The sequence below is a fragment of the Rhizobium sp. 01L419 genome (assembly GCF_056400025.1).
Map to the genome: position 1 here is coordinate 1 of NZ_JBFTSM010000011.1, position 25,422 is coordinate 25,422.

General features: G+C 61.1%; 23 protein-coding genes and 1 pseudogene. 8 read left to right on the top strand and 16 right to left on the bottom strand.

Annotated elements, in window-relative coordinates; genetic code table 11:
• Positions 1–284 precede the first annotated feature (284 nt).
• The 9 genes from apnL to oiaX all read right to left on the bottom strand — a co-directional run bounded on the left by apnL (position 285) and on the right by oiaX (position 11,100).
• Positions 285–2,132: a D-apionate lactonase gene (apnL, locus tag AC1DUP_RS21195; RefSeq protein WP_477834227.1), complete on the bottom strand. Its 1,848-nt coding sequence runs from the start codon at positions 2,130–2,132 to the stop codon at positions 285–287.
• Entirely contained in the window at positions 2,129–3,163 is a 1,035-nt protein-coding gene (locus AC1DUP_RS21200; RefSeq protein WP_113310504.1) for a Gfo/Idh/MocA family protein, read from the bottom strand. Before AC1DUP_RS21200 ends, apnL begins: the two co-directional genes overlap by 4 nt.
• Before the next feature lies 1 nt (position 3,164).
• Positions 3,165–4,229 (bottom strand): ABC transporter permease, encoded by a 1,065-nt coding sequence (locus AC1DUP_RS21205; RefSeq protein ID WP_113297334.1) that lies wholly within the window; start codon positions 4,227–4,229, stop codon positions 3,165–3,167.
• Positions 4,226–5,776 (bottom strand): sugar ABC transporter ATP-binding protein, encoded by a 1,551-nt coding sequence (locus tag AC1DUP_RS21210; RefSeq protein WP_113297335.1) that lies wholly within the window; start codon positions 5,774–5,776, stop codon positions 4,226–4,228. The genes AC1DUP_RS21205 and AC1DUP_RS21210 overlap by 4 nt, the downstream gene beginning before the upstream one ends.
• The gene (locus AC1DUP_RS21215) at positions 5,773–6,417 is read right to left on the bottom strand and encodes a DUF2291 domain-containing protein (protein WP_113297336.1); all 645 of its coding nucleotides are present in this window, start codon (positions 6,415–6,417) and stop codon (positions 5,773–5,775) included. Before AC1DUP_RS21215 ends, AC1DUP_RS21210 begins: the two co-directional genes overlap by 4 nt.
• Positions 6,418–6,494: 77 nt before the next feature.
• Entirely contained in the window at positions 6,495–7,436 is a 942-nt protein-coding gene (locus AC1DUP_RS21220) for a D-ribose ABC transporter substrate-binding protein (protein WP_113310503.1), read from the bottom strand.
• 138 nt (positions 7,437–7,574) lie between these two features.
• A complete protein-coding gene (locus AC1DUP_RS21225) occupies positions 7,575–8,402 on the bottom strand; it encodes a phosphogluconate dehydrogenase C-terminal domain-containing protein (RefSeq protein WP_477834231.1) in 828 nt (275 codons plus the stop codon).
• Between the two features lie 101 nt (positions 8,403–8,503).
• Positions 8,504–9,838, bottom strand: coding sequence for a four-carbon acid sugar kinase family protein (locus AC1DUP_RS21230; protein ID WP_113310514.1), 1,335 nt, complete (start codon positions 9,836–9,838; stop codon positions 8,504–8,506).
• Between the two features lie 5 nt (positions 9,839–9,843).
• Positions 9,844–11,100, bottom strand: coding sequence for a 3-oxo-isoapionate-4-phosphate decarboxylase OiaX (oiaX, locus tag AC1DUP_RS21235; RefSeq protein ID WP_113297339.1), 1,257 nt, complete (start codon positions 11,098–11,100; stop codon positions 9,844–9,846).
• Positions 11,101–11,282: 182 nt separating this feature from the next.
• Here oiaX and AC1DUP_RS21240 point away from each other — a divergent pair, with 182 nt between their 5' ends.
• Positions 11,283–11,987 carry a transcriptional regulator NanR gene (locus tag AC1DUP_RS21240; protein ID WP_113297340.1) on the top strand — a complete coding sequence of 235 codons (705 nt, stop codon included), beginning with the start codon at positions 11,283–11,285 and terminating at the stop codon, positions 11,985–11,987.
• A 54-nt stretch (positions 11,988–12,041) separates the two neighbouring features.
• Here AC1DUP_RS21240 and AC1DUP_RS21245 read toward each other — a convergent pair.
• From AC1DUP_RS21245 to AC1DUP_RS21255, 3 genes and pseudogenes are all read right to left on the bottom strand, one after another.
• Positions 12,042–12,763, bottom strand: a pseudogene (locus tag AC1DUP_RS21245) (SDR family NAD(P)-dependent oxidoreductase).
• 327 nt (positions 12,764–13,090) lie between these two features.
• Positions 13,091–13,723: a pyridoxamine 5'-phosphate oxidase family protein gene (locus AC1DUP_RS21250; protein ID WP_113310501.1), complete on the bottom strand. Its 633-nt coding sequence runs from the start codon at positions 13,721–13,723 to the stop codon at positions 13,091–13,093.
• Positions 13,724–13,776: 53 nt separating this feature from the next.
• A complete protein-coding gene (locus AC1DUP_RS21255; protein WP_113310500.1) occupies positions 13,777–14,322 on the bottom strand; it encodes a peroxidase-related enzyme in 546 nt (181 codons plus the stop codon).
• 148 nt (positions 14,323–14,470) lie between these two features.
• Here AC1DUP_RS21255 and AC1DUP_RS21260 point away from each other — a divergent pair, with 148 nt between their 5' ends.
• The 7 genes from AC1DUP_RS21260 to AC1DUP_RS21290 all read left to right on the top strand — a co-directional run bounded on the left by AC1DUP_RS21260 (position 14,471) and on the right by AC1DUP_RS21290 (position 20,260).
• Positions 14,471–15,391 (top strand): LysR substrate-binding domain-containing protein, encoded by a 921-nt coding sequence (locus tag AC1DUP_RS21260; RefSeq protein WP_477834235.1) that lies wholly within the window; start codon positions 14,471–14,473, stop codon positions 15,389–15,391.
• Positions 15,392–15,509: 118 nt separating this feature from the next.
• Complete coding sequence (locus AC1DUP_RS21265; protein WP_113310499.1) at positions 15,510–15,986, top strand: MarR family transcriptional regulator; 477 nt, start codon at positions 15,510–15,512, stop codon at positions 15,984–15,986.
• Positions 15,983–18,052 (top strand): FUSC family protein, encoded by a 2,070-nt coding sequence (locus AC1DUP_RS21270; protein WP_113310498.1) that lies wholly within the window; start codon positions 15,983–15,985, stop codon positions 18,050–18,052. The genes AC1DUP_RS21265 and AC1DUP_RS21270 overlap by 4 nt, the downstream gene beginning before the upstream one ends.
• 5 nt (positions 18,053–18,057) lie before the next feature.
• Entirely contained in the window at positions 18,058–18,267 is a 210-nt protein-coding gene (locus AC1DUP_RS21275) for a DUF1656 domain-containing protein (RefSeq protein WP_113297344.1), read from the top strand.
• Positions 18,264–19,127, top strand: a complete 864-nt coding sequence (locus AC1DUP_RS21280) for an HlyD family secretion protein (RefSeq protein ID WP_113310497.1) — start codon at positions 18,264–18,266, stop codon at positions 19,125–19,127. The genes AC1DUP_RS21275 and AC1DUP_RS21280 overlap by 4 nt, the downstream gene beginning before the upstream one ends.
• Positions 19,128–19,289: 162 nt before the next feature.
• Positions 19,290–19,505, top strand: coding sequence for a hypothetical protein (locus tag AC1DUP_RS21285; protein ID WP_162748561.1), 216 nt, complete (start codon positions 19,290–19,292; stop codon positions 19,503–19,505).
• A 167-nt stretch (positions 19,506–19,672) separates the two neighbouring features.
• Positions 19,673–20,260, top strand: coding sequence for a DUF6088 family protein (locus AC1DUP_RS21290; protein WP_113310512.1), 588 nt, complete (start codon positions 19,673–19,675; stop codon positions 20,258–20,260).
• A 240-nt stretch (positions 20,261–20,500) separates the two neighbouring features.
• Here AC1DUP_RS21290 and AC1DUP_RS21295 read toward each other — a convergent pair whose 3' ends face one another.
• The 4 genes from AC1DUP_RS21295 to AC1DUP_RS21310 form a co-directional block, all read right to left on the bottom strand.
• On the bottom strand, positions 20,501–22,273 hold the full coding sequence (locus tag AC1DUP_RS21295) for an SLC13 family permease (protein WP_113297348.1): 1,773 nt from the start codon (positions 22,271–22,273) through the stop codon (positions 20,501–20,503).
• A gap of 164 nt (positions 22,274–22,437) precedes the next feature.
• Complete coding sequence (locus tag AC1DUP_RS21300; RefSeq protein WP_113310495.1) at positions 22,438–22,767, bottom strand: L-rhamnose mutarotase; 330 nt, start codon at positions 22,765–22,767, stop codon at positions 22,438–22,440.
• Between the two features lie 4 nt (positions 22,768–22,771).
• Positions 22,772–23,890, bottom strand: a complete 1,119-nt coding sequence (locus AC1DUP_RS21305) for a mandelate racemase/muconate lactonizing enzyme family protein (protein WP_113310494.1) — start codon at positions 23,888–23,890, stop codon at positions 22,772–22,774.
• 8 nt (positions 23,891–23,898) lie between these two features.
• Entirely contained in the window at positions 23,899–25,422 is a 1,524-nt protein-coding gene (locus AC1DUP_RS21310; RefSeq protein ID WP_113310493.1) for a sugar ABC transporter ATP-binding protein, read from the bottom strand.

Consider the following 25,422-nt stretch of genomic DNA (forward strand, 5'->3'; position numbering starts at 1 on the left):
ACTGCTCGACCTCGGCAAAGATGATTTCCAGCACGAGGGCAAGTTCGCGCCGCTTGCTGGCCGGCAGATGATCAAGGGTGTCGGTCAGTGTCAAAGCCACATCAAAGCCTTCGGTGGGAATCGTATCCATCGTAACGGCTCGCCCGATATTTCGCATATAAACGTTTTACGAGATAGCAAACATAAGAGCAACCTGGGATGTGCGTGGCTTGGATTTTTAAACGGCGCGTCTTCCACGGCACAGATGCTGATGCCCAACGGTCTGCCCGATATGCCCGAACGCCCTAAACCGCGAGTTTGATCGACGCCGTACCAAAAGGCGCAAGTGCCATGCTCTTTCCTTGTGAGTCCGAGCGGAACGCACTGATATCGATGCTTTGCTCTTGGGCCGTCAGATTGACGATATGCATCGTCGAGCCCGCCAGGAAGGCCAGAACCTTCGATGGATGCGAAGACGTGCAGCCGGTCCAGGCTGACCCTGCAAGGCCGGAGAGAAGCTTCACCACGTTGAAAAGCGGGCGATTGCCGCCTTCTTCCGTTGGCTCCGACTTACCGGYGACAAGCCCGAAGGGACCGGTGAGCGCCGAAAGCGTCATGCATTCGATGTCGGCATCAAGTGCCCGTATGGCATAACCGAGCGCGAAGGCCTCCGCGAAGCGGCCATTATGGCGCGGATCGCGGTTGGCCATCGGAATGCGTCCGTTGGAGGGATTGTCCATCGTGCGGCTGCCATAGGGGTTTTGCCGCATGGGAATGGTCGAGGGACCGATCCGGTAGGACTTGTCGCCATAGATGGCGCGCACCGAGCCCGTGATGAAGGGCAGCGCTTCCAGGGTCTGCATGACGCTCAGATCATCGGCGGCATGGACGATCGGATTGGTGCAATGGCTTATGAACGCGAGGCGATCGGCCGGCACGCGCTTGCGGTTGAGTTCGGTGAAGTAACTCAACATGCCGCCGCCGATGCGGATACCGGCAAAGGCCGCGTGGGCTGCGGCATACACCTCTTCGAGCGGTGGGCATTCCGGCCATTTGCTACCGGGAGGCGTCGACTGCCGATCGACGGAGGGCGAAATCAGGATGGCGTCCGGACGAAAGCCTGCATCCTGCATCTGCCCGGCAATTTCTGCCGTTTCAGTTACCGGCGTCTGCCTGCAGGGAAGGGCGATTTCCAGCGTCGAGCGGCCGCGATGAACGGCGGCGACGGCGGCGAAATCCCTGAATGCTTGCGCGCCGTGACCCGCATTCGGGTCGAAGTGGAAGAGCAGTTCCTGTGGCGCGATCTCGTTAAGCAGATCACGGGCCGCAAGTGTTGCCTTGGCTTCCTCAGGGGTGACGATCAGGCCAATGGCCGGCATGGTGCCGCTCCGCCCAGCCGGTTCGAGCCGAATGGCGCCGGCAGTTGAGCCGGGGGCCGTCGTCTGATCACTCCTGGTATCGCGGATCGAAAGGATGATCCTCTGCTTCACCGGTTCGTTGGCGGCGATCTGATAGGGCCAGGGCAGGGCGAGGGGGCGCACATAGGTCTTGTAGGATGCGTCCGACCAGTTGCGCTGGTCTTCCATCTCGAACGTATCGCCTTCCATGCGGCATTCGGCCGAAACCCCGGGCAGCACCTGATGGGTGATTGCCCGCATATCCTTGAAGGGTTGCCAGGGATCGATCTGATCGGGAAAACGCGTCTCGTCGATGCTGCCATCGACATGCTCGACCTTTGCCGGACTTCCGGCAATGCCGACGATCGGATGCAGGATACAGAAGCCGCAGCGATTGGTTTCGAAACCATCAGGCGAGAGCGCTTCGGCCGCGAAAACCAGTTCACTTTCAGTCGCCGCGATCCGTACCGAAATTGCGAGCGTGCTGTCATCGGGTCCGTGGCAGCGCGCGACATAGCGGACGGAAAAGCTTCCTTTGTCCTGCTCGACCGACAGGCCCTCGATATGAGGGCTGTAGGTACCCCAGTCGCGGTCGCGCACCAGATAGGAGACGGCGCGCAGCACCTCGATGCCGTCATAGCGGATTGTCCGCAGATTGCCGTTGGCAAGATCGGCTGAGAGGCGCCCGGCGGTCAGGCGGACCGGATGTTCTTCGGCCTCATGCGTGCCGTAGAGGGCGAAGGCGTCCGTGGTCATTTCAGCATCGCCTCTACATCGATCGTTTTGCCGGACGCGGCACTGTCATAGGCCGCTTCGACAAGGGCAAAGGTCTTGAGATTGTCGGCACCCGAGGTTGCGGGCTCGCCGCCATTTTTCAACCGGTCGACCCAGTGCTTCTGGATCGCATAGACGCTTTCCTGAATATTGTGCCAGGGCCGCGATGCCCAGGCGAGCAACTCCGGCGAGGCATCGGAAACGACAGTACCTGCCGCATTGGTCACTTCGAGCCGGTAGCCGACAGAAAGACGGATCGTGCCATCGGTGCCGTCGAGCTCGATCAGCGTTTCCGGGAAAGGCTCTGTGCTAAGCTTGGTCGCGTAGCTGACGTCGACGACGGATGTCGCGCCGCTCTCGTGGTCGAGCAGGATCGTCGCGACATCCTCGCCCTTGATCTTTGGATTGACGCGTTTGGTGCGGGCTGTCAGCGTTTTCACGTCGCCGAGGATGAAGCGGGCGATATCGAGCGTATGGATGCCAAGGTCCTCGATGATGAAGCGTTCGCCTTCGGCGAGATAGGGCTGGCCCGAAAACACGTCGTAGCCGGAGCGGAAGGAGAAGCGGCCCCAGAACGGCACGCCGATCGCCTTGTTGTCCAAGAGCCGGCGAACGGCTTGGATCGGCGTCTGCCAGCGGAAATTCTCATGCACCATCAGCGGAATGCCGGCACTCCGACAGGCCTCGACCATCGCCTTGGCATCGGCAAGCGTCTTCGCAAAAGGCTTCTGGCAGATGGCCGGGATCTTGTGGCTGGCGGCGATCTCCACCAGCGCCCGGTGGCTCTGGACCGTGGTGGCGATATCGACGAAATCGAAGCCGCCATCGGCAAACATGGCTGCGGCATCCGTGTAGCGCCTGTTAATGCCGAACTGGTCGCCGACAATCTTCAGCCGCTCCGGGTCCCGGTCGCAGATGGCCACGATCGAAGCACCGTCAACGTCCTTCCACGCATGCATCTGATTGATCGCAAAGAAGCCGCAACCGATCAAAGCGCCTTTCAAGTCAGCCATTTCAACCTGCCTTTGCCATCTGCATAAGGGTGACGCGCTGCTGCAGCCGACGCTGCGCCTGGTCGACGACGACGGCGATGATAATCACCAGCCCCTTGATCACCATCTGCCAGAAGGAGGAAACCCCCATCATGACGAGACCATCGGAGAGAATGCCGATGACGAAGGCGCCGATGATCGTGCCGCCGATGGTGCCGCGACCGCCCGACATCGAGGTGCCGCCGAGAACGGCTGCGGCAATCGCGTTGAGTTCGAAGCTTTCGCCGGTTGCCGGATGTGCGGCCATCAGTTCCGAGGAGATGACAATGCCGACGATTGCCGCGCACAGGCCGGAGAACATGTAGACGAAGATCTTGACCAGATCCACGCGGATGCCCGACATGCGGGCGGCGCGTTCGTTGCCGCCCACGGCAAAGATATGGCGGCCGATCGGTGTCGAGCGCGCTACATAGGCAGCGACGAGCGCCAGAAAAATCAGGATCCAGATCGACACAGGGAGGCCGAGAATGCGGCCGGCGCCGAAGAAATCGAAACCGGTCGTCGCATATTCCGGCCGGCCGACGAGGTTCGGAAAGGTCTGGCCGTCCGACGACAGTAGCGCAAGGCCGCGCGCGACATAGAGCGTGCCGAGTGTGGCGATGAACGGCGCGACATTGAGCTTGGTGATCAGCAACCCGTTGATCAGCCCGATGATGAGGCCGATTGCGAGCGTGATCAACACGATCTCCGCGAGGTTGAAATAAACTGTATAGCCGATCGGCAGTTCGATGCCGTAGAGGATGAGGCCGCCGGCGACCATGCCGCAGAGGCCGACGATCGAGCCGACCGACAGGTCGATGCCGCCGGTGATGATGACGAAGGTCATGCCCATCGCCAGGAAGGCATTCAGCGCCACATGCTTCGACATCAGGATCATGTTCGCAGTCGAAGTGAAGTTCGGCGCGAATATCGAGAAGAAGATGATGACGGCAAAGAGCGCGATGAAGGTTCGAAGCTTCATCAACGTCAGCAGGAAGGAGCCGTTCGCGCTCTTCGGCGCGGAAGTAGATGTGGTAGCCGCCGTCATGACGCGAGTTTCCCTTGGTGTTCGTGGCCCTTGGCGGAGGCAGCGATGATCGCCTCTTCCGTCGCCTGATTGCGGTCGAAAACGGCGATGAGATGGCCGTTGCTGAGCACCGCGATGCGATCGGAAAGCGCCATGACCTCCTCGAGGTCGGAGGTTGAAAACAGGATGGCGAGGCCATTGGCGGCAAGCCGGCGCATTGTGCGGAAAACATCCGCCTTGGCGCCGACATCGATGCCGCGGCTCGGCTCGTCCATCAAAAGAACCTTCGGATTGGTCATCAATGCCTTGCCGATGACCACCTTCTGTTGGTTGCCGCCGGACATGGAGGTGACCTCGAAATCCGGGTTCGGCGCCTTGATGGAGAGATCGCGGATCGCCTCGACGATGGCGTTTTTTTCGGCCTTGGCGTCGATATGGAAGAGGCGTGTGAAGCGACCGAGGCTGGCAAGCGTCAGGTTGGAGGCGATGGAGAGAACCTGCACCAGCCCCTCGCGCTGCCGGTCTTCGGGAATGAGGGCGAGACCGCGGCGGATGCGCCGTGTCGTATCGCGCGCCCGCACTTCCTGCCCGTCGATGAAGATCTTGCCGGTTGAGTGCGCGTGGCGGCCGATGACGCATTCGAAGAATTCGCTGCGCCCCGCACCCATCAGGCCGTAGATGCCGAGGATCTCGCCTGCCTTGACGGACAGAGAGACATTATCGACGGCAAGCCCGCCGGTCGGGCGCGGCAGGCTGATGTTTTCGGCGCGGAACATTTCCTTACCAAGCGCATGATCCTCGGATTTGGCAAAATCCTTGGCGTCGGAGCCGATCATCGAACGCACGATCCAGCGCGTGTCGATATCCCTGACCATGGCATGCCCGGTGATCTGCCCATCGCGCAGCACGGTGATGTAGTCGCCGATCCGCATCAGCTCTTCCAGCCGGTGGGAGATATAGACGATCGCCACGCCCTGCGCCTTCAACTCGCCGATCACCTTGAAGAGGATCTCGACTTCGGCGGCCGACAGTGCCGACGTCGGCTCGTCCATGATCAGGATGCGGGCGTTCAGCGACATCGCCTTGGCGATTTCGACAAGCTGTTGCTGGCCGATCGGCAGATCCTCGACCATGGTCTGAGCATCGATGCCGGCATCGAGCCGGTCAAGGAATTCGTTGGCCTTGCGGACCTGTTCCTTATGGTCGATGCCGAGCACGCCGCGGGTCAATTCACGCGTCGCAAAGATGTTTTCGGCGACCGACATATTGGCGAAGAGATTGAGCTCCTGGAAGATCATGCCGATGCCGTGCGCCTGCGCATCGGCCGGGCTGTCGAAGGAAACGGTTTCGCCGTCCAGAATGATGCGCCCGAGCGTCGGCCGCTCGACACCGGCGATGATCTTCATCAGCGTCGATTTCCCCGCACCGTTTTCACCGACCAGCACGTTGACGGCGCCGCGACGCAGCTCGAGATTGGCGCGCTTGACGGCGACGATGCCGGAATAGACCTTCGACACGTCGTCGAGGCGCAGGATGATATCGTCAGTTGGAGCCTCGGCCATCGTCATGGTGCTACCGTCAGCGCTGAAGGGGTGACGAGCGGCAGATCGTTGCCCGACGGCAGCGGGAAGGCGCCCGTGACAGTAACCGTCTTGCCGACCAGTCCGTCGCGCGGTACCGCCGAGAGAAATGCGGCGTTCGCCTTCTCATTGAAGGACTTGCCGAACTGTGCCCATTCGATCTGGTTCTTGAACTCGTTGAAATTGACGAAATCCAGCGTGTCGCGCAGCGCCGTCCCGCGGATGGCCGGTCCGATCTGCACCTTGGCATCCGCCTTGCCGTCGCCATCGGCATCGACATCGAGCGCTGCTGCCCGTGATGCCGTATCGGCGGCAACGACCTTGCCTGTGAATTTCACCGCATAGGTCCAAGGGGAGCTCGCCTGCTTGCGCGGATTGCCGTATTTCTCACCGGCTTGATCTGGGTTCGAAGCGGCCAGCGCCGCCACATCTTTCAGCTCGCCGGCGCGCTTTTCATAATAGGGAACGACCTGTGGCTGCCAAATCGCCTCGACCTTGGCATTCGGATCGAAAGCGCTCTTTGCCGCCGCTGCGGCTTTTTCTTCCGCAGTTGGTGTCTTGATGATCTTGCAGCCGGGCAAAGCCGCCGCCACGAAAGCGGCGATCAGGGCGCCCCTGATCCTCAACATGCGATAAACCTCGAAATCAATGGAAATAGGCTGCAGGGAGCGCAGTCTCCCGCGCTCCCTGCAGTAATCGGTCCGCCTTACTTTACGATGGCGAAGGTCTCGAGCTTGCCGGCATTGTCGGCATTGATGAGGACGCAGTCCATCAGCTGCTTTTCTTCCTTCGGCGCCGTCTTGTTCTTGATGAAGGCGTCGGCCTGTTCGACAGCCAGCTGCGCCTGCGCATAGGCCGGCTGCAGCACGGTCGCCTTGATGCCGCCCGACTTGATGGAGTCGCGAACGTCGTTGGAGCCGTCGAAGCCGACGACGATGACATCCTTGCGGCCGGCAGCCTGGAGGGCGGCAATCGCACCCATGGCCATCGTGTCGTTGCCGGAGATCACGCCCTTGATATCAGGGTTGGCCTGCAGGATGGTTTCCATCTTCGAATAGGCTTCCGTCTGGCTCCAGTTGGCCGACTGCTTGGCGACCGACTTCAGGTCCGGATAGTCGTCGATGACGTCATGATAGCCCTGTGAGCGGATGCCGGCATTGGTGTCCGATTCCTTGCCGACGAGCTCGACATAATTGCCCTTCTCGCCCATGAGTTTGACGAATTCCTGCGCGCCGAGCTGGGCGCCCTGATAGTTGTTGGAAACGATCTGGGCGACGGCAACGCCGGTCGCATTGATTTCGCGGTCGATCAGGAAGGAGGGGATGCCGGCATCCTTGGCCTTCTTGACGGCGGCAACCGAAGCGTCAGCGCCGGCATTGTCGAGGATGATTGCCTTGGCACCGCGGCCGATGGCGGTGTCGATCATTTCCGACTGCTTGTTGGCATCGTCGTCATGGGTCATGACGAGCGCTTCATAGCCGAGTTCCTTGGCCTTGGCCTCGGCACCGACAGCTTCGGCCTTGAAGAAGGGGTTGTCGTGGGCCGGCGTGATGATGGCAATCAGGTCAGCCGAAAAGGCCGGCATCGCAACGCCGAGCGATAGGGCGCCGGCGAAGGCGGCAAGGGTCAGTCTACGTGTAAGCTTCATGGTTTCTCCTCCCAGGTTTGACGCATGGCCGAACCAACCCCGGCTCGGCTGAAATTCATGCGAAATCGAAAACCGGCCCGTCTTCAAAGTCCCCCCGGGCCGGCAAGGCGGCAAGGCCCGAGCCCTGCCGCGGTAGTGTCAGGTGATGCGCCGGATGCTGTCGGCGATCTCCTGAGGTTCAAAGACCTTCTTCCAGTCGTCGCGCATGAGCGCCGGAATGCCGAACTCGATCGCCTTATTGCAGGCATCCGAGAACACGCCGTCAACTTCCTTGAAGATGACGGCACCGAGCACATTCATGTGGCCGAGCAGGAAGTCGCGGGCAGCTTCCGCCGGAACGCCGCGCGAGACGCATTCGTCCATGGCCTGACGCATGATGACGAGCAGCGAGGCGCAAACGGTTTCCGAAAGGCCGGGCTCCAACATCGCCATCTGCTCGACGGTGACGCGGTGCGAGCGCATGACCGGCGCCCAGATCACTTTGGCGATCTCCTCGCCGAGGCCGTAAGCGCTGTCTGGACCCTGCATCAGTGCCGAGACGATGTGCTGCTTGGCAAAAAGGCCGCCGAAATGGTCCTTCTTGGCCTGCATGTCCGTCTCGTCGTTGAAGATCGGCGGATGGCAGGGATGGGTGACGAAATAGGTAAGATCGTCGCGCTGCGGCAGGTGGCCGGCAAAGGGGGCGGCCGCATCGAGCGCGACGACCATTGTGCCTGGCTTCAGCTTGTCGACGATGCCGGCGGCTACCTTGCCGATCGCGCTATCCGGCACAGCCAGGATCACGACGTCGGCACCGTCGAGCGCGGCATCGGCCGGCGTGCAATCGATGCCGAGATCGCTCTTCAGACGTGCCTTGCCGACATCGCTGACCTCGACATGGCGAACGTCAAAACGGGAACCTTTGAGATTCTTGGCCAGCCGGTATCCCATTTTTCCACCGGCGCCGAAGAGGGCAATTGCAGTCATGTTTCCTCACCTTTGTATGCGAGAATTGGTATCGTAACTGGTATGATGAGTCAATCACCATTCCATCGTTGTCCAGCAGGCGGACACCGCCTGATTGGCCGTCAGAACGGTCTTCCGTCCCGGATCTGAGCGAAATAACCGTCCGCGCCGACCTGCCCGCCCTTCAGCGCAATCTGCAGCCCATCCGTCGGCGCATGGCCGCCATGGGCGGTGCAGAGCGGCGAACCGGGGGTCTGCGGCAACGGCAGCAGGGTCGTCAGTGCATCGACACGCAATTCTTTCAGGGCATGGCTCGAGGTGTCGCCACCGGCAATGACGGCGCGCGAAAGCCTTTCGGTTTCGACGAGGCGGCGCAGGATCGTGCCGAGCGCGCGGCCGACGCGATGACGGGCGCCGGGCAGCTGATCGATATCGGCGCCACGATCGGCCGAAGGCCCAAGCGCGGTATGCAGGATGACGCTGCGGCCTGTTTTCAGGGCGACAAGCCCCGCGGCCACTGCCGCATCCAGCGCGGCCCCGGCATCGGCGCCGACGAGTGCCAGCGGATCAAGCGGGATATCCTCGAAGCCATCGGCGACGGCCGTGCGGATCTGCCGCTCGGTCGTCGGCGATACGCTGCCGGAGACCACGGCAAGCCGGTCGACCTTGCCGGGAGACTGGAACGCGACGCCGGGGCCGATAATTCCGGCCGTGCGCCAGGCATTGATGAGCGCATATTCGACACCGGAGGAGCCGGCGACGAAGCCGCCCTTGGCATTCGTGATCCGCTGCAACTGCCGGCCGGCGAAAACCTGGCTCTCGGCAGAATCGACATCGAGAAGCAGGATACCGGATAGGTTGGCAACCAGCTCGTCGATCCTGGTATTGGCATCCGGTGCTGAAAGCAGCGTCAGATCGGCCAAAGACACGGGAAGATCGGTCTGCCTGCCGAGATGCAGGGCAAGATCCGCCTCATGCATCGGGGTGACGGGATGGCGGCTCATGACCGGATGGCGGTCGATTCGGAAAACACGCCCTTGATAGGCAGCAAAGAGATTGCCGAAAGCCGTGTAGCGCTTCAGCTGTGGCGCGCCGACGATGACGGGAACGAGCGACTGGCCGAAGGCTGCCTTGCCGATCTCGATCGCCGTGCCGATGTTGCCGACATCAGGCGCGGAATCGAATGTCGAGCAGACCTTGTAATGGCAGATCTTTGCCTGCAAGCCCTTCAGCCATTGGAAGGTCGGGGCAAGATGCTCCTTCATCCAGGCCGGGCTTTCGCTGCGGCTCGTTCCGGCAATGCCGACCGCACGGCAATCCCGGAAGCGATCGAGCATCGCCTGATCGGGGATGCCGAGGAACAGCACGGTCGGAATACCGTTGCTGGCGAGCGCCTCCATTACATCTGTGGAGCCGGTGAAATCGTCGCCGTAATAGCTGACGAGCAGGTCACGCATCTTATTCACCCCGCCTTGCCGTCGCCGAATTTGACAATCGAGGCGGCAAGCTCCGGATGATCTTTGGCATAATCATTAAGCGGAATGTCGGCGACGGCCGCCTGCCATGCCTGTTGAACGGCACGCACACCGGCTGCGGGTCCCTGCGGATGGCTGACGATGCCTCCGCCGCAAAGGTAGAGCAGATCGGTGGTGCGGCCGGTGCGCTGATAGGTTTCGGGCGCCTGGCCGCCCCACTGGCCGGAACCGGCCACCGGCAGCGGGCAGTCGGAAGGATCAAAGAGCGGCGTGCTGATCGCCTTGAAAGAGGCAACGAAGCTTTCGTCCGGCTCCCAGTATTTGACGCGGATGCCGTTGATCTGGAACTGGTCGACGCCGAGCAACCGCCAGAGCTGCTGATACACCTTGAAATCGATGCCGATGCCGGGATGGCGCGTCAGCACGTCCCAGCCGTTGCGATGCGCATGCAACACGAGACCGGAGCGCTTGCGCAGGAAGCTCATGCCGCCGAAGCCGATCGAATTGATGTTGACGACGGCACAATTGCCGCCCGCTTCGAGAACAAGGTCGTGGTTGCGCATGATCTCGTCGGGATCGGCATGCGAGATGCCGAAGGCATACATCACCTTCTTGCCGGTCTTCTGCTCGCGATCGAGAATGCGGGGCATGATCGCCGCCACACGCTCTTTCAGCGGCGAATAGACCGGGCTCATCAGTTTCTCGTCGTCCTTGATGAAGTCGACGCCGGATTCGATCAGCTCGCCGACGAGCTCGGCGGTTTCATGCGGCCGCAGACCGAGCGCCGGCTTGACGATCGTGCCGATGATCGGCCGGCCCTCGACGCCGGTCAGGCGCCGGCTGCCCGCAATGCCGAATTGCGGGCCGGGATGGGCATCCCTGAAGGCCTCCGGCAGTTTCATGTCGATGACACGCAGGCCGGTCATGCCCTTGATGGAGAAGGTCCCGCCGATTGCGATCGTCATCAGCGCCGAAAGATCCGTGCCGATGGCATCGAGCGGGAAGGCGATATCGACATCGGCGCGCTGTAGCCTGGAACCTTCAGGCGCTTCGGGCCACGACGGATGATTTGCCTCTTCAAGCGGGCGGATTGCGAGGACGCGTGCGGCCACGCGCGACTTCAGCTCTTCCGTTTCGCCAGGAACCGGGACGAAGGTGCCGGTCGATTGATCGGAGGCGATCTTGTTCGCGATCGCTTCGACGCTGCCAGGTGTCTCGATGCGGTAGGTGAGGGTTATCATCATGAAATTGCCGGTTGCTCCTCTCGCCACGGCAAGAAGTCATGGCGTCAACTCGTGATCTGGTATAATGAGTATTCCATTTTCTGCAACGGAAATTTTCAGCAAGTGTGAATTTCGCGTAGTGCGCTTTGTCGTCGGTCGGTGAAAATGCTAAGGGGAGAGATGATTTGAGCCAGCGAGACCCCATGACCTCAGCCATCGAGCCAATTGTCCGTCGAAAACTGTCTGACGAGGTTTTTGACAGGCTGGAACGGCTGATCACCTCAGGAGAGTTGCAACCGGGCGACGAAATGCCGTCCGAACGCGTTCTGATGGAGCGCTTCGGCGTCGGCCGCCCGGCGATCCGCGAGGCCATGCAGTCTCTTGCCAACAAGGGCCTCGTCAGCATTTCGCATGGAGAGCGGGCAAAAGTCCTGCAACTGACTGCCCAGTCGATCTTCCGACAGGTCGACCTGACGGCGAAGATCATGCTGTCGCAATCGGCCGATTCGCTCGAGCACCTGAAAAGCGCCCGTATCTTCTTCGAGCGTGGAATGGCGCGCGAGGCGGCCCAACGCGCCAAGCAATCCGATGTCAAGGCGCTTCGCGACATTATCGACCATCAGCGGGCCTCTCTCGGCCATGCCGAGGAGTTCATCTCCGCCGATATGCGCTTTCATACGCGTATCGCCCAGATTTCCGGCAACCCGATCTATGTGGCCGTCAGCGAAGCCATGCTGGCATGGCTGAAGGAGTATCACACGGAAATGCTGATCTGGACCGGCAAGGAAAAGTTTACGCTCGCCGAACACGAAGAGATCCTGGAGCAGCTTGCTGCCAATGATGCTGATGGTGCAGAGGCCGCAGTGCTCAAGCATCTGGAACGCTCGCGTGCGCTCTATATGAAGTAAAGGCAGCTGCTTGCGGCGAACGGTGCGCATGCCGTTCACTCGCAAAACGGAATGTCAGTGGTGACAGCAGTCCTGAGCCACTTCAGCGGCGGGCGGAACGTAGGCGGCGAATTCCTGTTGGAGAGCCTTTATGACGCCGGTGCGCCAGCCATCGGCAATGCGTTCGGAGTAAGCGTCGGGGAAGATATCGTCCTCGCCTCTTTCGAAGCCGTCGAATATTCCCGCTGCCACCAGGCCGGGTGGTGACTTCGGCACCTCGAAGCCGCAAGTCATGTCGGTATTGACAGGTCCGGTGAAGCAGCTGTGTACGGCGACATCGCGAGCGGAGAGGAGCGCCCTGAAGGCCTGCATGAGGTTATGGGTCGCCGCCTTCGAAATCGAATAGGCCGGCGTGGAAGCGACCGGCACAAGTGCCGACAGGGAGAGGTTGTTGATGATGGCGCCTTTCGATCGCGTCAACGCCGGCACAAAAGCCTCAGTCACCCTCAGCGGCCCGAAAAAATTGACCGCCAGATGGCGATTGATGATGTCCGTATCATCGAGATCGTCGGGCATGAAGATTCCGGCATTGTTGATGAGGATATCGAGGTTTTGACAGTGGCGGCCACCTGCCGGACATCATGCTCGTCGGTGATATCGAGTTTGAGGAAGGTGACGCGCTCATCCCCATGCTGCTGCTCGCTGCGCGATCCCGCATAAACGCGCTTTGCACCGCGCCGCAGCGCTTCGTCCAGGAGAGCCCGGCCGATGCCACGATTGGCGCCGGTAATCAGCACCGTTTTGTTTTCGATGTTCAAGACATGCTCCTATGATTGACCATGCCGTCAGGGGGGCCCTGATGATCGCCAAGGGCCTGACCCCGGCCGCCAATGAGCGGGAGTAACAAGTCTGGCGGGATTTCTGGAGTTCTGAAGGAGGAAGTGCTGGTTGCCCCGAAGCCCTGTTGCTGCAGGCGCTGCCGGTCGAAAGCGCCGTCGAGCAGTCTCGTAGCAATCCCGACCACCTCCAGGCCATCGGCCGGGCAGCCCGGGGCGCGATGGGCGTTGATCTCGCCAGTATGACGCTCACCGATCGAGGCATGGTTTCGGCTCGGTAGCTAACCGCTACTCGATATCTCCAGCGCGCACGACCTGTGCCCGCAAGGCGGCATTCTCTACCTCCAACTCCGCGAGGCGCTGGCGAAGCGGCTGGACGGCGACGGCGATCTCCGCCTCGGTATAGCGCGGCGTGATATGCTGCGGGCAATTCCAGTCGAAGGCTTCGAGACGCAGGCGGAAAAGTCGTTCCGGCTTGGCACGATAGGATGGTGTGGCGAGCATTTCCGTCAGGTCAGGATCGGCATCGAGTGGCAGTTTTTCGGCGTGGGCATAGATCTTCAGCCGTGCTCGGCGGGGATAGTCCATGAGAAAGAGGCAGACCCGGTCATTGGCAGCCAGGTTGCCCGTGCTGATGTACTGCCGGTTGCCGCGGTAGTCCGCAAATGCAAGCGTGCGATCGTCGAGTACCTTCAGGAAACCCTGCGGGCCGCCCCTGTGCTGAACATAAGGCCAGCCCGTTTCCGAAACGGTAGCCATGTAGAAACTGTCACGGGAGGCGATGAAGGCGCTCTCGTTCTCCGTGAAGCGGTCGAAGCTCCTGTCGGTCGGCAGGCTGGTCCAGAAGTCCTGCACGCCCATTTCGGCCTGGGCAGCGCGCACGCTGGGCGTCGAGGCTATGTCGAGAAATCCATAGGACATGATCCATCTCCTCAAGGTTGGCAGGAGCGGGGCACTGGCCCCGCTGCTCTCCGTCAGGCCGCATCGGCTGCGGGGACGGACGGAAAGTCGATGTCAGTCTTGGCAACCTCGTTCAGATAGTTGGTAAAGGTATTTTCAGCGACCAGAGCGACGATTTCGACGATCTGCGCATCCGAAAAGCCAGCAGAGCGCACGGCAGCGATATCGTCGTTGTCGACATGGCCACGCGCCTCGGCGATCTTTGCCGCAAAGCGGACGGCGGCATTCGCCTTGGCATCAGCGGACGCACCCTTGCGGTTCAGCGCGATTTCTTCCGGGCTCATTTTCGCGAGGTTGAGGCCGAGATAGGTGTGGGCAGAGAGGCAATAGTCACAGCCGTTGACCTCGGCGACCGCAAGCGCGATCCGCTCGCGCGTCTTGACATCGAGCGTCTTCGAGAGCCCGCCCTGAAGGCCGGTGAACGCCGTCAGGGCGGCCGGGCTGTTGGCGACCAGGCGGAAGACATTCGGAACGAAGCCCAGCGCCTTCTGGATGCCATCGAGTATCGGTCTGGTTGCTTCCGGGGCGTCGTCTTTCGTGGGGATGGAAATACGGGACATGGAGATCTCCTTGGCGGACGGGCAAGCCGTGATTGGCATGGTGAGATGAATGTGTCTATTTCCACCAACGAAGAGAATATGCTCTTTCCACCAACGAAGAGAATATGCTCTAAGTGAAACTGATTTTACCAGACTCTGGAAGAATGTCGTGGACCGGTTCGAAGCCATGTCGATGTTGCTGGAGGTGGTGGACCGGGGAAACCTGTCGGCGGCCAGCCGGTCGCTGAAAATTCCCCTGCCGACGCTGAGCCGCAAGATCACCGATCTGGAGACGCTGCTCGGAACCAAGCTGCTTACCCGCACCACCCGCAAGATCGCCTTGACCGATGCAGGCGCTACCTATGTCGATGCTGCCAGGCGCATCCTCGAGCAGGTGGAGGAGGCCGAACGTCAGGCATCGGGCGAATTCGCCATGCCGAAGGGCGAGCTGGTGATCACAGCTCCGGTGCAGTTCGGCCGCCTTCACGTGCTGCCTGTCGTGACGGACTTTCTGGCCGCCTTTCCGGCGATCAACGTGCGCCTGATGCTGACGGACCGCAATATCGATCTCGTCGACGAACATGTCGATATGGCCGTGCGCATCGGCAATCTGCCTGATAGCGCCATGGTTGCCACCCGTATCGGTGCGGTGCGCAGGGTGGTCTGTGGCAGTCCTGCTCTCTTTGCTGGCCGCGGGGTGCCAATGGAGCCGGCCGATCTCCTGGGCCTTCCCTGCATCAGCGTCGAGATCCTGACGCCGACCGCCGACTGGCAGTTCCAGGAGGCAGGTCTGGCAAAAGCCATCGAGGTGACGATAACCCCGCGGCTTTCCGTCACAACGACCGAAGCCGCAGCCGAGGCCGCCATCCGCGGCGCTGGCGTCACCAGGCTGCTTTATTACCAGGTCGCAGCAGAGGTTGCGGCCGGCACGCTCAGGCTCGTGCTAGAGGACTTCGAACCGGAGCCCGCTCCGATACAGCTGGTCCATCTCGCCCGTGGCCAGATGCCGCTCAAGATGCGCCACTTTCTGGATTTCGCCGCACCCCGGCTGCGGGCGAGCGTCGCTGCCCTGCAATCCTCCTCCAGGTAAGGCAAATCCGGCCCATGTCTATCCTGGCGCCAGTTGTTTCGGACATCCGCCAGGAGTAATTTTCCCCTGGTTCGGAAAATCGTTTGAATCCTAACTATTTTGATGCTATCAGATTTGTATGCAATCCATCACGGCCCTGCAGCGCGTTTTTACCGCAAACCTCTTGTCGACCGGTCGCCAATGGCGACGGGCGGTCGATCTTGCGCTGAGTTCCCATGGTATCTCGGAAGCCTGCGCAGCGCCGTTGCTCTGGATTGGCCGCTTGGGCGGCGGTGTTCGGCAGGTCGCGTTGGCCAATCAGGTCGGTATCGAAGGCCCGTCACTGGTCAGGCTGCTCGATCAGCTGGAGGCGCTTGAGCTTGTGGTGCGCAAGGATGATCCGATCGACAGGCGAGCAAAGGGTCTTTGGCTGACGGAGGAGGGCCATATCCTGGCAACCCGCATGGAGGCCATTCTCGATGAGCTGCGTGGCAGGATCCTCGAGGAGGTCAGTGAAGCCGACCTCGAAGCGGCGGTCCGCGTTCTGCAGGCCTTCGAAGAGATCAGCCCGTCACAGGTTGCGGCGACATTACAGCAATTCGAGGAAACATCGTGACTCTTCCCTCCTGGCGGGACTGGCTCTTCTCGGCCAAGGCCTTCCTCGCCTCCATGCTTGCGCTTTTCATTGCTCTGTCTCTCGACCTGCCGCGGCCTTACTGGGCAATGGCGGCGGTCTATGTCGTTGCCAATCCGCTTGCGGGGGCAACCAGTTCGAAGGGCCTCTACCGCGCACTCGGAACGCTTCTCGGCGCGAGTGCGGCCGTCTTTTTCGTGCCGCTCTTCGTCAACGCACCGGAGCTTTTAAGCATCGCCATTGCGCTCTGGACCGGCACGCTGCTCTTCATTTCGATGCTGGACCGCTCCTCGCGCAGCTATGTCTTCATGCTAGCCGGTTATTCCCTGCCGTTGATCGCGCTGCCGTCAGTCGGTTCGCCGGACACCATCTTCGATACGGCCCTCGCCCGCTCGGAAGAGATCATCATCGGCATAGTCTGCGCCAGCCTGGTCAGCGCCGTCGTCTTCCCGACCAGTGTGCGCAGCGTGCTCGGTCAGCGCATCGCCACCTGGCTCGACGATGCCGGCAGCTGGGCAAACGATATTCTGCGCGGCGAGGGCGCCACCCCGGCAACCCCCTTGAAGCGGCAGAAGCTTGCCGCCGACGTGACCGGCCTCGACCTCATCATCAGCCAGCTCGGTTACGATGCGGGCAGCCGCGATATCGTGCGCCATTCGCGCGAATTGCGCGGCCGTCTCCTGATGCTGCTGCCGCTCTTCTCCTCGCTCGCCGACCGGCTTCACGCTCTGAAGAGCGAGCGCGAGAGCCTGCCCAAGGAGCTGGTCTGCCTGCTGAACGAGGTCGCCGACTGGCTGAGCCTCGGCGCAAGGTCTCAAGCCGGCGACACGGCAGAAAAACTAACGCAGCGGATCGAGCGCCTTCGCGAGGCCGATCCGGATTTGCGCTGGGGCGATCTGTTGCTCTCGAGTGCGCTGGCGCGGCTGAAGGAAATCGTCGATCTCTGGCAGGATTGCCTGACACTGCGCGACGAAATCGTCAGCGGCCGACATTCCGGCCCCTGGCGGCCGGCCTTCCGCCATCGCCAGGTCGTCGGCGGCAACCGCCATTATGACTATGCGCTGCTCGCTTTCCAGGCGAGTGCCGTCGTCGTGGGCATTCTCGTCGCCTGCCTATTCTGGATCTTCAGCGGCTGGCAGAATGGCGCCGGCTTCGTCACTATGGCAGCCGTAGCCTGTTCCTTCTTTGCTGCGCTTGACCGGCCGGCTCCTTTCATCACCTCGATGTTCATCTGGTGCGGCGTCAGCCTCGTCATTTCCTTCGTCTACATTTTTGCCATCCTGCCGATGGTCAACAGCTACGAGCTCCTGGTTCTGGTCTTCGCTCCGCCCTTTCTGCTGCTCGGGCTGATGATCCCCAAGCCACAGTTCAACATGCTGGCCATGTTGATGACCGTCAACAGCGCCTCCTTCATCGCGCTGCAGGATCGCTATACGTCCGATTTCACTACTTTCACCAATGAAGCGATCGCAGCCCTTGCCGGTATCGGCTTCGCCCTGGTCTGGACGCTGATTGCCCGCCCCTTCGGTGCCGAACTCGCCGCCTGGCGCCTCGTGCGTGCCGGCTGGAGCGATCTTGCCGAGACGGCAGCCGGCGAACGCCGCGCTGATCACCAGCGGCTTTCCGGCCGCATTCTCGATCGCCTCGGCCAGCTCGTTCCGCGTCTGGCCGTCGTCGAGGATCGCGAATTGAAGAAGGTGGATGGCTTTGCCGAAGTGCGCATCGGCTTCAACGTGCTGATGCTACAAGGCGAGCGCAAGAAACTGCGTGGCGCGAGCGCCGCATCGCTCGGCGCAGTTCTCTCCGGCATTGCCGATTTCTATCATGGCCGCATCGCGGCCGGCCGTGCGCTTAATCCGCAGGATGGCCTGCGTCGATCGATCGACGACAGCCTCAAAATCATCGCGTTCGAAGACAACAGGCGCGGCGCCGACAGTATCGATGCCCTCGTCGGCCTCAGACGCGCTCTTTTCCCTGATGCAGCCCCGCCAGCAAGCTGGCACGCGGCCGAGGCTGCGCCGCAACTCCTCCCGCTTGCCGCTGAGTAACAATCATGCCCGCAGAATTTGATGTTTACGGCGTCTATGTCCCACGCCTCCTCGTTCTCATGGTGCTGAGCCTGCTCTTCATCATCGTCATCAGACGCATCCTTGCCTGGCTCGGCGCCTATTCCCTCGTCTGGCACCGCGGTCTTTTCGACCTTGCCCTCTATGTGCTCGTCCTCGGAGCCGTTTCCTCCTTCACACGTTGGTACTTCGTATGAAATCCCTGAAATTCATTGGCCGCCTCATCGCCACTCTCGCCATCGTCATCGCCGCAGTCTTCGTCGGCCGCGGGCTTTGGGGCCACTACATGGACGAACCCTGGACGCGCGATGCGCGCCTGCGCGCCGATGTCGTCGGCTTAGCGCCCGATGTTTCCGGCCTCGTCAGCGAGGTGCTCGTCACCGATAACCAGGCAGTGAAGAAGGGCGATATCCTCTTCCGCGTCGACCGCCAGCGTTTCTCGATCGCGCTTGTCCAATCGGAAGCAGCGCTCGAAGGCAGCAAGGCAGCACTCGACCAGGCGCATCGCGAACGCGAGCGCCAACAACGCCTCGGCGAAGCCGCGTCCCTGCAGCAGAAGGAACAGGCGCAGACGGCCGAGGAACAGGCCGATGCCGCCTTCCGCCAGGCGACCGCCAACCGCGATCTTGCCGCGCTCAATCTCGAACGCTCTGAGATCAAGGCGACGGTCAACGGTACGGTCTCCAATCTCAGCCTGCGCCCGGGCGACTATGTCAGCGCCGGCACCGCGAGGATCGCCTTGATCGATACCGATTCCCTACGTGTCGAGGGCTATTTCGAGGAAACCAAGCTGCAGCGCATCCATCCCGGCGACAAGGTTTCGATCCACCTGATGGGCCAGTCGCAAAGCCTCGACGGTCATGTCGAAAGCATTGCAACCGGCATCGAGGACCGCGAACGCACCGCAGGCACCGGCCTGCTCGCCAACATCAACCCCACCTTCAGCTGGGTGCGCCTCGCCCAACGCGTCCCCGTGCGCATAAGCATCGACACCGTGCCCGATGGTGTCAGGCTGATCGCCGGCCTGACGGCGACCGTCGAAGTGGGAAAGGGCTGAAAGGGATCCGGGTGTCACCACACAATGGGTGTTCCGCCTATCGGGGCTCCAAAGCGCCTGGAACTGTTAAAAGTGCAGCGAAGCGTCCATGAAGAATAGATCCCTCATGGTCGTATCGGCCGTGCTCCTGAAGATATAGATCTTTTCGAAGCGCTCACGGCAATGGCGTTCAAGCGTTCTGGCCGAGACGTAACGCTTGAGGCGCAGAAGGTCGACAATAACGGTTCGCAGAATGCGACCGGAACCCGCATCAATAGGGATGGCGGCATCTCCATCACCGCGCAAACCGGATGTGTGATCGGCAGTTCGGCCAATGCCAGCGGAGCTCTCGATGTCACCGCCGAGGAGGGTCCGTCAACATCGTCACGACCGGTGTGACGCGCCAGACCACCGACGGCTATACGATGGTCCGTTCGACGACGCTGCAGGAAACCCATTTTGAAATCAAAGTGATGGGCCTATGTGGCGCGAGGTGACCTGCATGAAATTTGAAGAAAATTGCACTCATCGCCGAATTCCGCTATATGGAGTGCAGGAGCTGCACCATGACGAAGTTACAGGAACTGAAAAGACATCTGCGGCCTGGCAAGGTCTATAGGCGAGAGGATCTGGCCCAATGGTCCTCGTCTGTCGATCGTCATCTGCAGCAGCTCGTCGCGGAAGGATATCTGACCAAAATATCGACCGGTGTTTATCACCGGCCGAAACAGACGGCGTTTGGTAAAGCCCCCGCCGAAGACAGCGCCCTTGTCGAGGCATTCCTCAAAGACGACCGTTATCTCATCACCTCCCCCAATGCCTACAATAGCTTGGGTGTCGGAGCGACGCAGCTCTACAACAAGACCGTTGTCTATAACCACAAGCGACACGGAAACTTCACGCTGGGCGGTCGGGAGTTCAGGTTTCGTAAGAAGCCAGCCTTCCCAAAAACCCTGACCAAGGAATTCCTGCTGGTCGACTTGGTCAACAATCTCGACGATCTGGCGGAAGACCACCAGCAGGTGCTGGACCACGTGAAGGAGCGTGCCCTGCAAAGTAACCGGAACACCCTTGCCCGTGCGGCGAAGGACTACGGTATGGTGCGGACGCGGAAGTTTTTCAGCGCACTCGCAGCGGACGCACATGCCGGCTGACTTCCTGCATAACCACCGAGATTTCCCGTCGCTGCTGCGCATCGTCGCCGACGAGAGGAGGGTACAACCGGTCCTAGTTGAAAAAGACTATTGGATCATGCATTGCCTCTATGGCCTGCAGCGCAAGGCCTGGCGCCGAAGCGGATTGTCGCTGAGATTGACTAGGCCCATGTAGACCTCCTACCCCGGATTTAGGAAAGACGGCGTCTACATATCTAGCGGGCTATTCAGCCGCCACCATCAGCTTACCGGCCAGACATACAACAGCACCGGCACGCTGACGGTAATGATCAGAAATGACAGCGGTAGACCGAGGCGCGGGTAGTCGGAGAATTTATATCCTCCCGGACCGAAGACCAGTGTGTTGCACTGGTGGCCGACCGGGGTCAGGAAATCGCAGCCCGCACCGATCGCCACCGCCATCAGGAAGGCCTCCGGCCGGAAGCCGAGATCGGTGGCAAAACCGACGGCGATCGGCCCCATGACAAGCACGGTGGCGGCATTGTTGAGAAAGGGCGTCACCGCCATCGCGGCGACAAGGATCAAGCCGAGCGCCCCCCAGGCCGGCAGGCCCTTGGCGATATCGCCAAGCCCATGGGCGATCAGGTCGCTGCCGCCTGATGTGCGCAGCGTATCCGAGACCGGGATCAGGGCTGCCAGCATGATAAGGATCGGCCCGTCGACCGACTTGTAGATGTCGACAAGCGGGATTGCCCGGAAGACGACCATGCCAAGCGCCGCCGCAAAGAAGGCGACGGGCACCGGCGCAAGGCCGACCGCCGTCGTTGCCATGGCAAGCGCCAGGATAACGAGCGGAATGAAAGCTCGCCGGCGCGTGCCAAGCAATATCTCGCGCTGGGCAAGCGGCAGGAGAGCAAGATCCTGCATAACGACGGGCAGGTTTTCACGGCTTCCCTGCAGCACCAGCACGTCGCCGGCGGCCAGGGTGATATTGACGAGGCGTTCCTTCAGCCGTTCGCCGTGCCGGCTGACGGCCAGCAGATTGACGCCGCGCGTATAGGCGAGCGCGAGCTGCTTGACGGAACGGCCCCTTAGCGGAGATTCCTGGCCGATCACCACCTCGATCGAGACGACCTCCGCCTGCACCTGCCCGTTCTCGACAATTGGCTTGCCGGAGAGCTGCAGCTTTCCGGCCGACACGATGCGGTCAAGCGCGGCGGGCGGACCTTCTAGCAGGACGATATCGTTTTCCCGAAGTGTCAGATCGGGGAAGGGGGACATGCGCGTTGCGCCGCGCAGGACGGCAGTGGCAATCGCTTCGCCGTCGCCAGGTTTGACGAGCGCGCTGATCGGCTTTTCCAGGACCGCCGATTCAGCTGTAACCAGCGCTTCCGAGGTATAGTTCTTGATCTCGACCGCTTCCTCGATCGAGCCACCCTGTTTTGTACGACTTGGCACCAGCCAGTGAAAGAAGATCAGAAAGGTGATGCCGACGATCGTCAGGACACCGCCGACCGGCGTGAAATCGAACATGGTGAAGGAGCTGCCCGTCATCTCCTCTCTCAGCCGTGAGACGACAATATTGGGCGAAGTGCCGATCTGCGTCATCAGGCCGCCAAGCAAGGCGGCGAATGACATGGGCATCAGATATTTGGAGGGCGAGGCGCCAGACTTCCTGGCAAACTGAAAAGCGACCGGCATCATGATTGCCAGCGCGCCGATATTCTTGATGAAGGCAGAAAGCAGCGCCACGACGATCATCAACAGGGCAAGCTGGCTGTGCAGCGTATTGAGGTTAGGGAAGAATCGCTTGATCGCCGTATCGACGATGCCCGAACGCGCGACACCGGCCGAGACGACCAATGCACTGCCGACGATTATGACGATATCATCCGAAAAACCGGAAAATGCCTTGTCCTTTGGAACGATGCCGACTGCAACGGAGAGAACGAGCGCGCAGCACGCGACGACATCATATCTGAACCGATCCCAGATAAAGACCCCCATCATCAGGGCGATGACGGAGAAGGCGAGGATCTGTTGCGTTGTCATCCGGCTCCGTGGGGCTGCAAATTATCGATGAGCTCGAAATGAGACAGGCGGGTATGCCTGGAAAACGTCTTCCGGGACTGATGGGTTCCACGGGCTTGCCGCTAAATCGGAACCGGTGGTCTACGACACAGGTTAGGTGCGCGGCGATCTGGCGCTATCCTGCCTTAATCCAGGTGAAACAGCTCCGGCATCATCGCCCACCACTCACCCTCCTTGCGGCTCGCCAGCGGCTTTTGGCAGGGCATACAGACTGCCCACCATTCCTGGTTTGCCGGATCGGCAGCCATCTTCGCCATATCGGCTTCGAAGTCCTCGCCCATATATTCCCAATAACCGAAGAGCAGGTTTTCCGGCTCCTTGAGGAAGATCGAATAGTTGGTGATGTTGCAGGCCGAGATCAGTGACAGGATCTCCGGCCAGACGGCGGCATGTAGCGCCTTGTAGTCTGCGACCTTGTCCGGCTCCAGGCCGATCACCATGCCCATGCGCTGCATGACGCTACCGCCCTTGGGTAATTTCTGTCGTGAATTCGGCGATGCTGCGTTTCTTGACGGCATCCCAGTCCCATTCGATGCCGATGCCGGGTTCGGATGGGGCGATGGCGCGGCCGTTGCGGATTTCCAAGCCTTTTGTCGTGAGGTCGTCGAGCTGCGGGATGTATTCGACATATTTTCCGTTCTGGATGGCGCAGACCAGGCTGACATGCAATTCCATCAGGAAATGCGGGCAGACGGGAATATCGAAGGCTTCGGCCGCATGCGCAACCTTCAGCCAGGGTGTGATGCCGCCGATGCGGGCAACATCGACCTGCACGATCGAGCAGGCGCCCTTCTGCATATATTCGCGGAAATGCCGGATAGAGTAGATGGATTCGCCGACGGCGATCGGCGTCGGTGAGGAGCGCGAAAGCCGGATATGTCCGTCGAGATTGTCGGCCGGCAGCGGCTCCTCGATCCAGGCGAGATCGAGCTCCTTCAGCCGTGCTGCCCTGCGGATGACTTCATCGACGGTAAAGCCTTGGTTGCAGTCGGTCATGATCTCGAAGGCGTCGCCAAGGGCAGCGCGCACGGCAGACAGACGGGCATAATCCTCGGCGCCGTGCGGCTTGCCGATCTTCACCTTCGAGCCGGAAAAGCCCTTGGCCTTCGCCTGCAGGGCGTCTTCGATGAGCGCCTCCTTATCGATATGCAGCCAGCCGCCTTCGGTCGTATAGAGCGGGCAGCTTTCCTTGGCACCGCCGGCAAGCTTCCAGAGCGGCAGGCCCTGCTTCTTGGCTCTCAGATCCCAGAGTGCGGTATCGACGGCCGCGAGCGCCAGCGCCGTGATCGCGCCGATCGTCGTTGCATGCGTGGCAAATTCCATCTTGTGCCAGATCGCCTCGATGCAATCGGCATCCTCGCCGATCAAGAGCGGCGCCAGATGGTCCGACAGAAGCCGCATGACGGAGGAGCCGCCGGTACCGATCGTATAGGAATAGCCGGTGCCGGAGGCACCGTCGGAATCGGTGATGGTGACGATTGGCGTTTCCTGGCTGACGAAGCTCTGGATCGCATCAGTGCGCTTCACCTTCGGTGGCAGGTCCACCATGCGCAATTCGATCTTTTCAATGCGGGCCATGGTTCCTCCTAGCGTGCCGTGCAGGTTTGAGCGGGTTCGGCCGCGTGGATTGCCGACATGATGGCGCGGCTTGCCGTCTCATATTTGCGGTCGTTTTCATATTCGTGGACGATCCTGAAATCGTGCATGACAAGGATGCGGTCGGCGAGCGCCACCATTTCCGGCATGTCGCTCGAGATCAGCAGGATCGCCATGCCCTTGTCGGCAAGCCCGTTGATCAGCTCGTGGATATAGGCCTTCGCCTTGATATCGATGCCGACGGTCGGCTCGTCGATGAAGAGGATATCGACATCGGCGGCGAGCCACTTGGCGAGCGACACCTTCTGCTGGTTGCCGCCTGAGAGATTGCCGACGAGCTGTTCCAGATTGGGCGTGCGGATTTCCAGCTGCCGGGCAAGCGGTGCGGCGGTCTTGCGCTCCTGGCCGGCGCCGATCAGGCCGAAGGTCGAAGCGATCCTGCCCCAGACCGTCATCGCGATATTCGAACGGATGGGATGGGCGAGGATGACGCCCTCGTGTTTCCGGTCCTCGCTGACATAGCCCATACGGAAGCGCTTGATCGCCTCTTCGACCGAGCGGATGCGCACCGGCTTGCCGTCGATCAGGACTGTGCCTGACTTAAGTTTGTCCTTGCCGATAATAGCGCGGATCAGCTCGGTGCGGCCGGCACCGACGAGGCCGTAGAGGCCGAGGATTTCACCGCGGCGAAGCGAAAACGAGATATCGCCGTGGCCGGCAGCCGTTGCGACATTGCGCAATTCAAGCTTTGGCGCGTCTTCCTGCGGCTTTCCGGAGCGGGCAATCACCGGCCGCTCCGCGCGGCCGATCATCGCCTCGATCAGCGTCTGCCGTGTCATGCCGGCCATCGGCGCGCCACGCAGCGTCGTTTCGCCGTCGCGCAGAACCGTGACCCGGTCGCAAAGGCTCAAGACCTCTTCAAGCTTGTGGCTGACGAAGAGGATCGCCGCTCCCTGATCGCGCAGTTGCCGCACGAGCCTGAAGAGGATTTCGGTCTCGGCATCGGTGATCGATGCGGTCGGCTCGTCGAGCAGCAGAAGCTTGGCCTGGTGGCTCAGCGCCTTGGCAATCTCCACCATCTGCATCTGGGCGACACTAAGGCGCCGCACTTCGGTTGCCGGATCGACATCGAGCCCGACCTTGCGAAGGTGTTGGCGCGCCTCATCGTTAGCGCGGCGAAAATCGACGAGGCCGTTTCGAACCGGTAGACCCTCCAGGAGAATGTTCTCGGCAACCGAGAAACGCGGAATGAGGTTGCGCTCCTGATGTACCGCTGAAATGCCAAGCGCGATCGCATCGCGCGGCGAGGCAAGCGACAGCGGCGAATCGTCTAGCGTGACCGTCCCGCTGTCGGGCCGGTGAACGCCGGTGATGATCTTGATTAGCGTCGATTTGCCGGCGCCGTTTTCGCCCATCAGCGCATGGATCTCGCCGCCATTGAGGACCAGAGAGGCACTGTTGAGCGCCCTGACACCGGGGAACGACTTGCCGATCCGGTCGAGAACGAGTGCCAT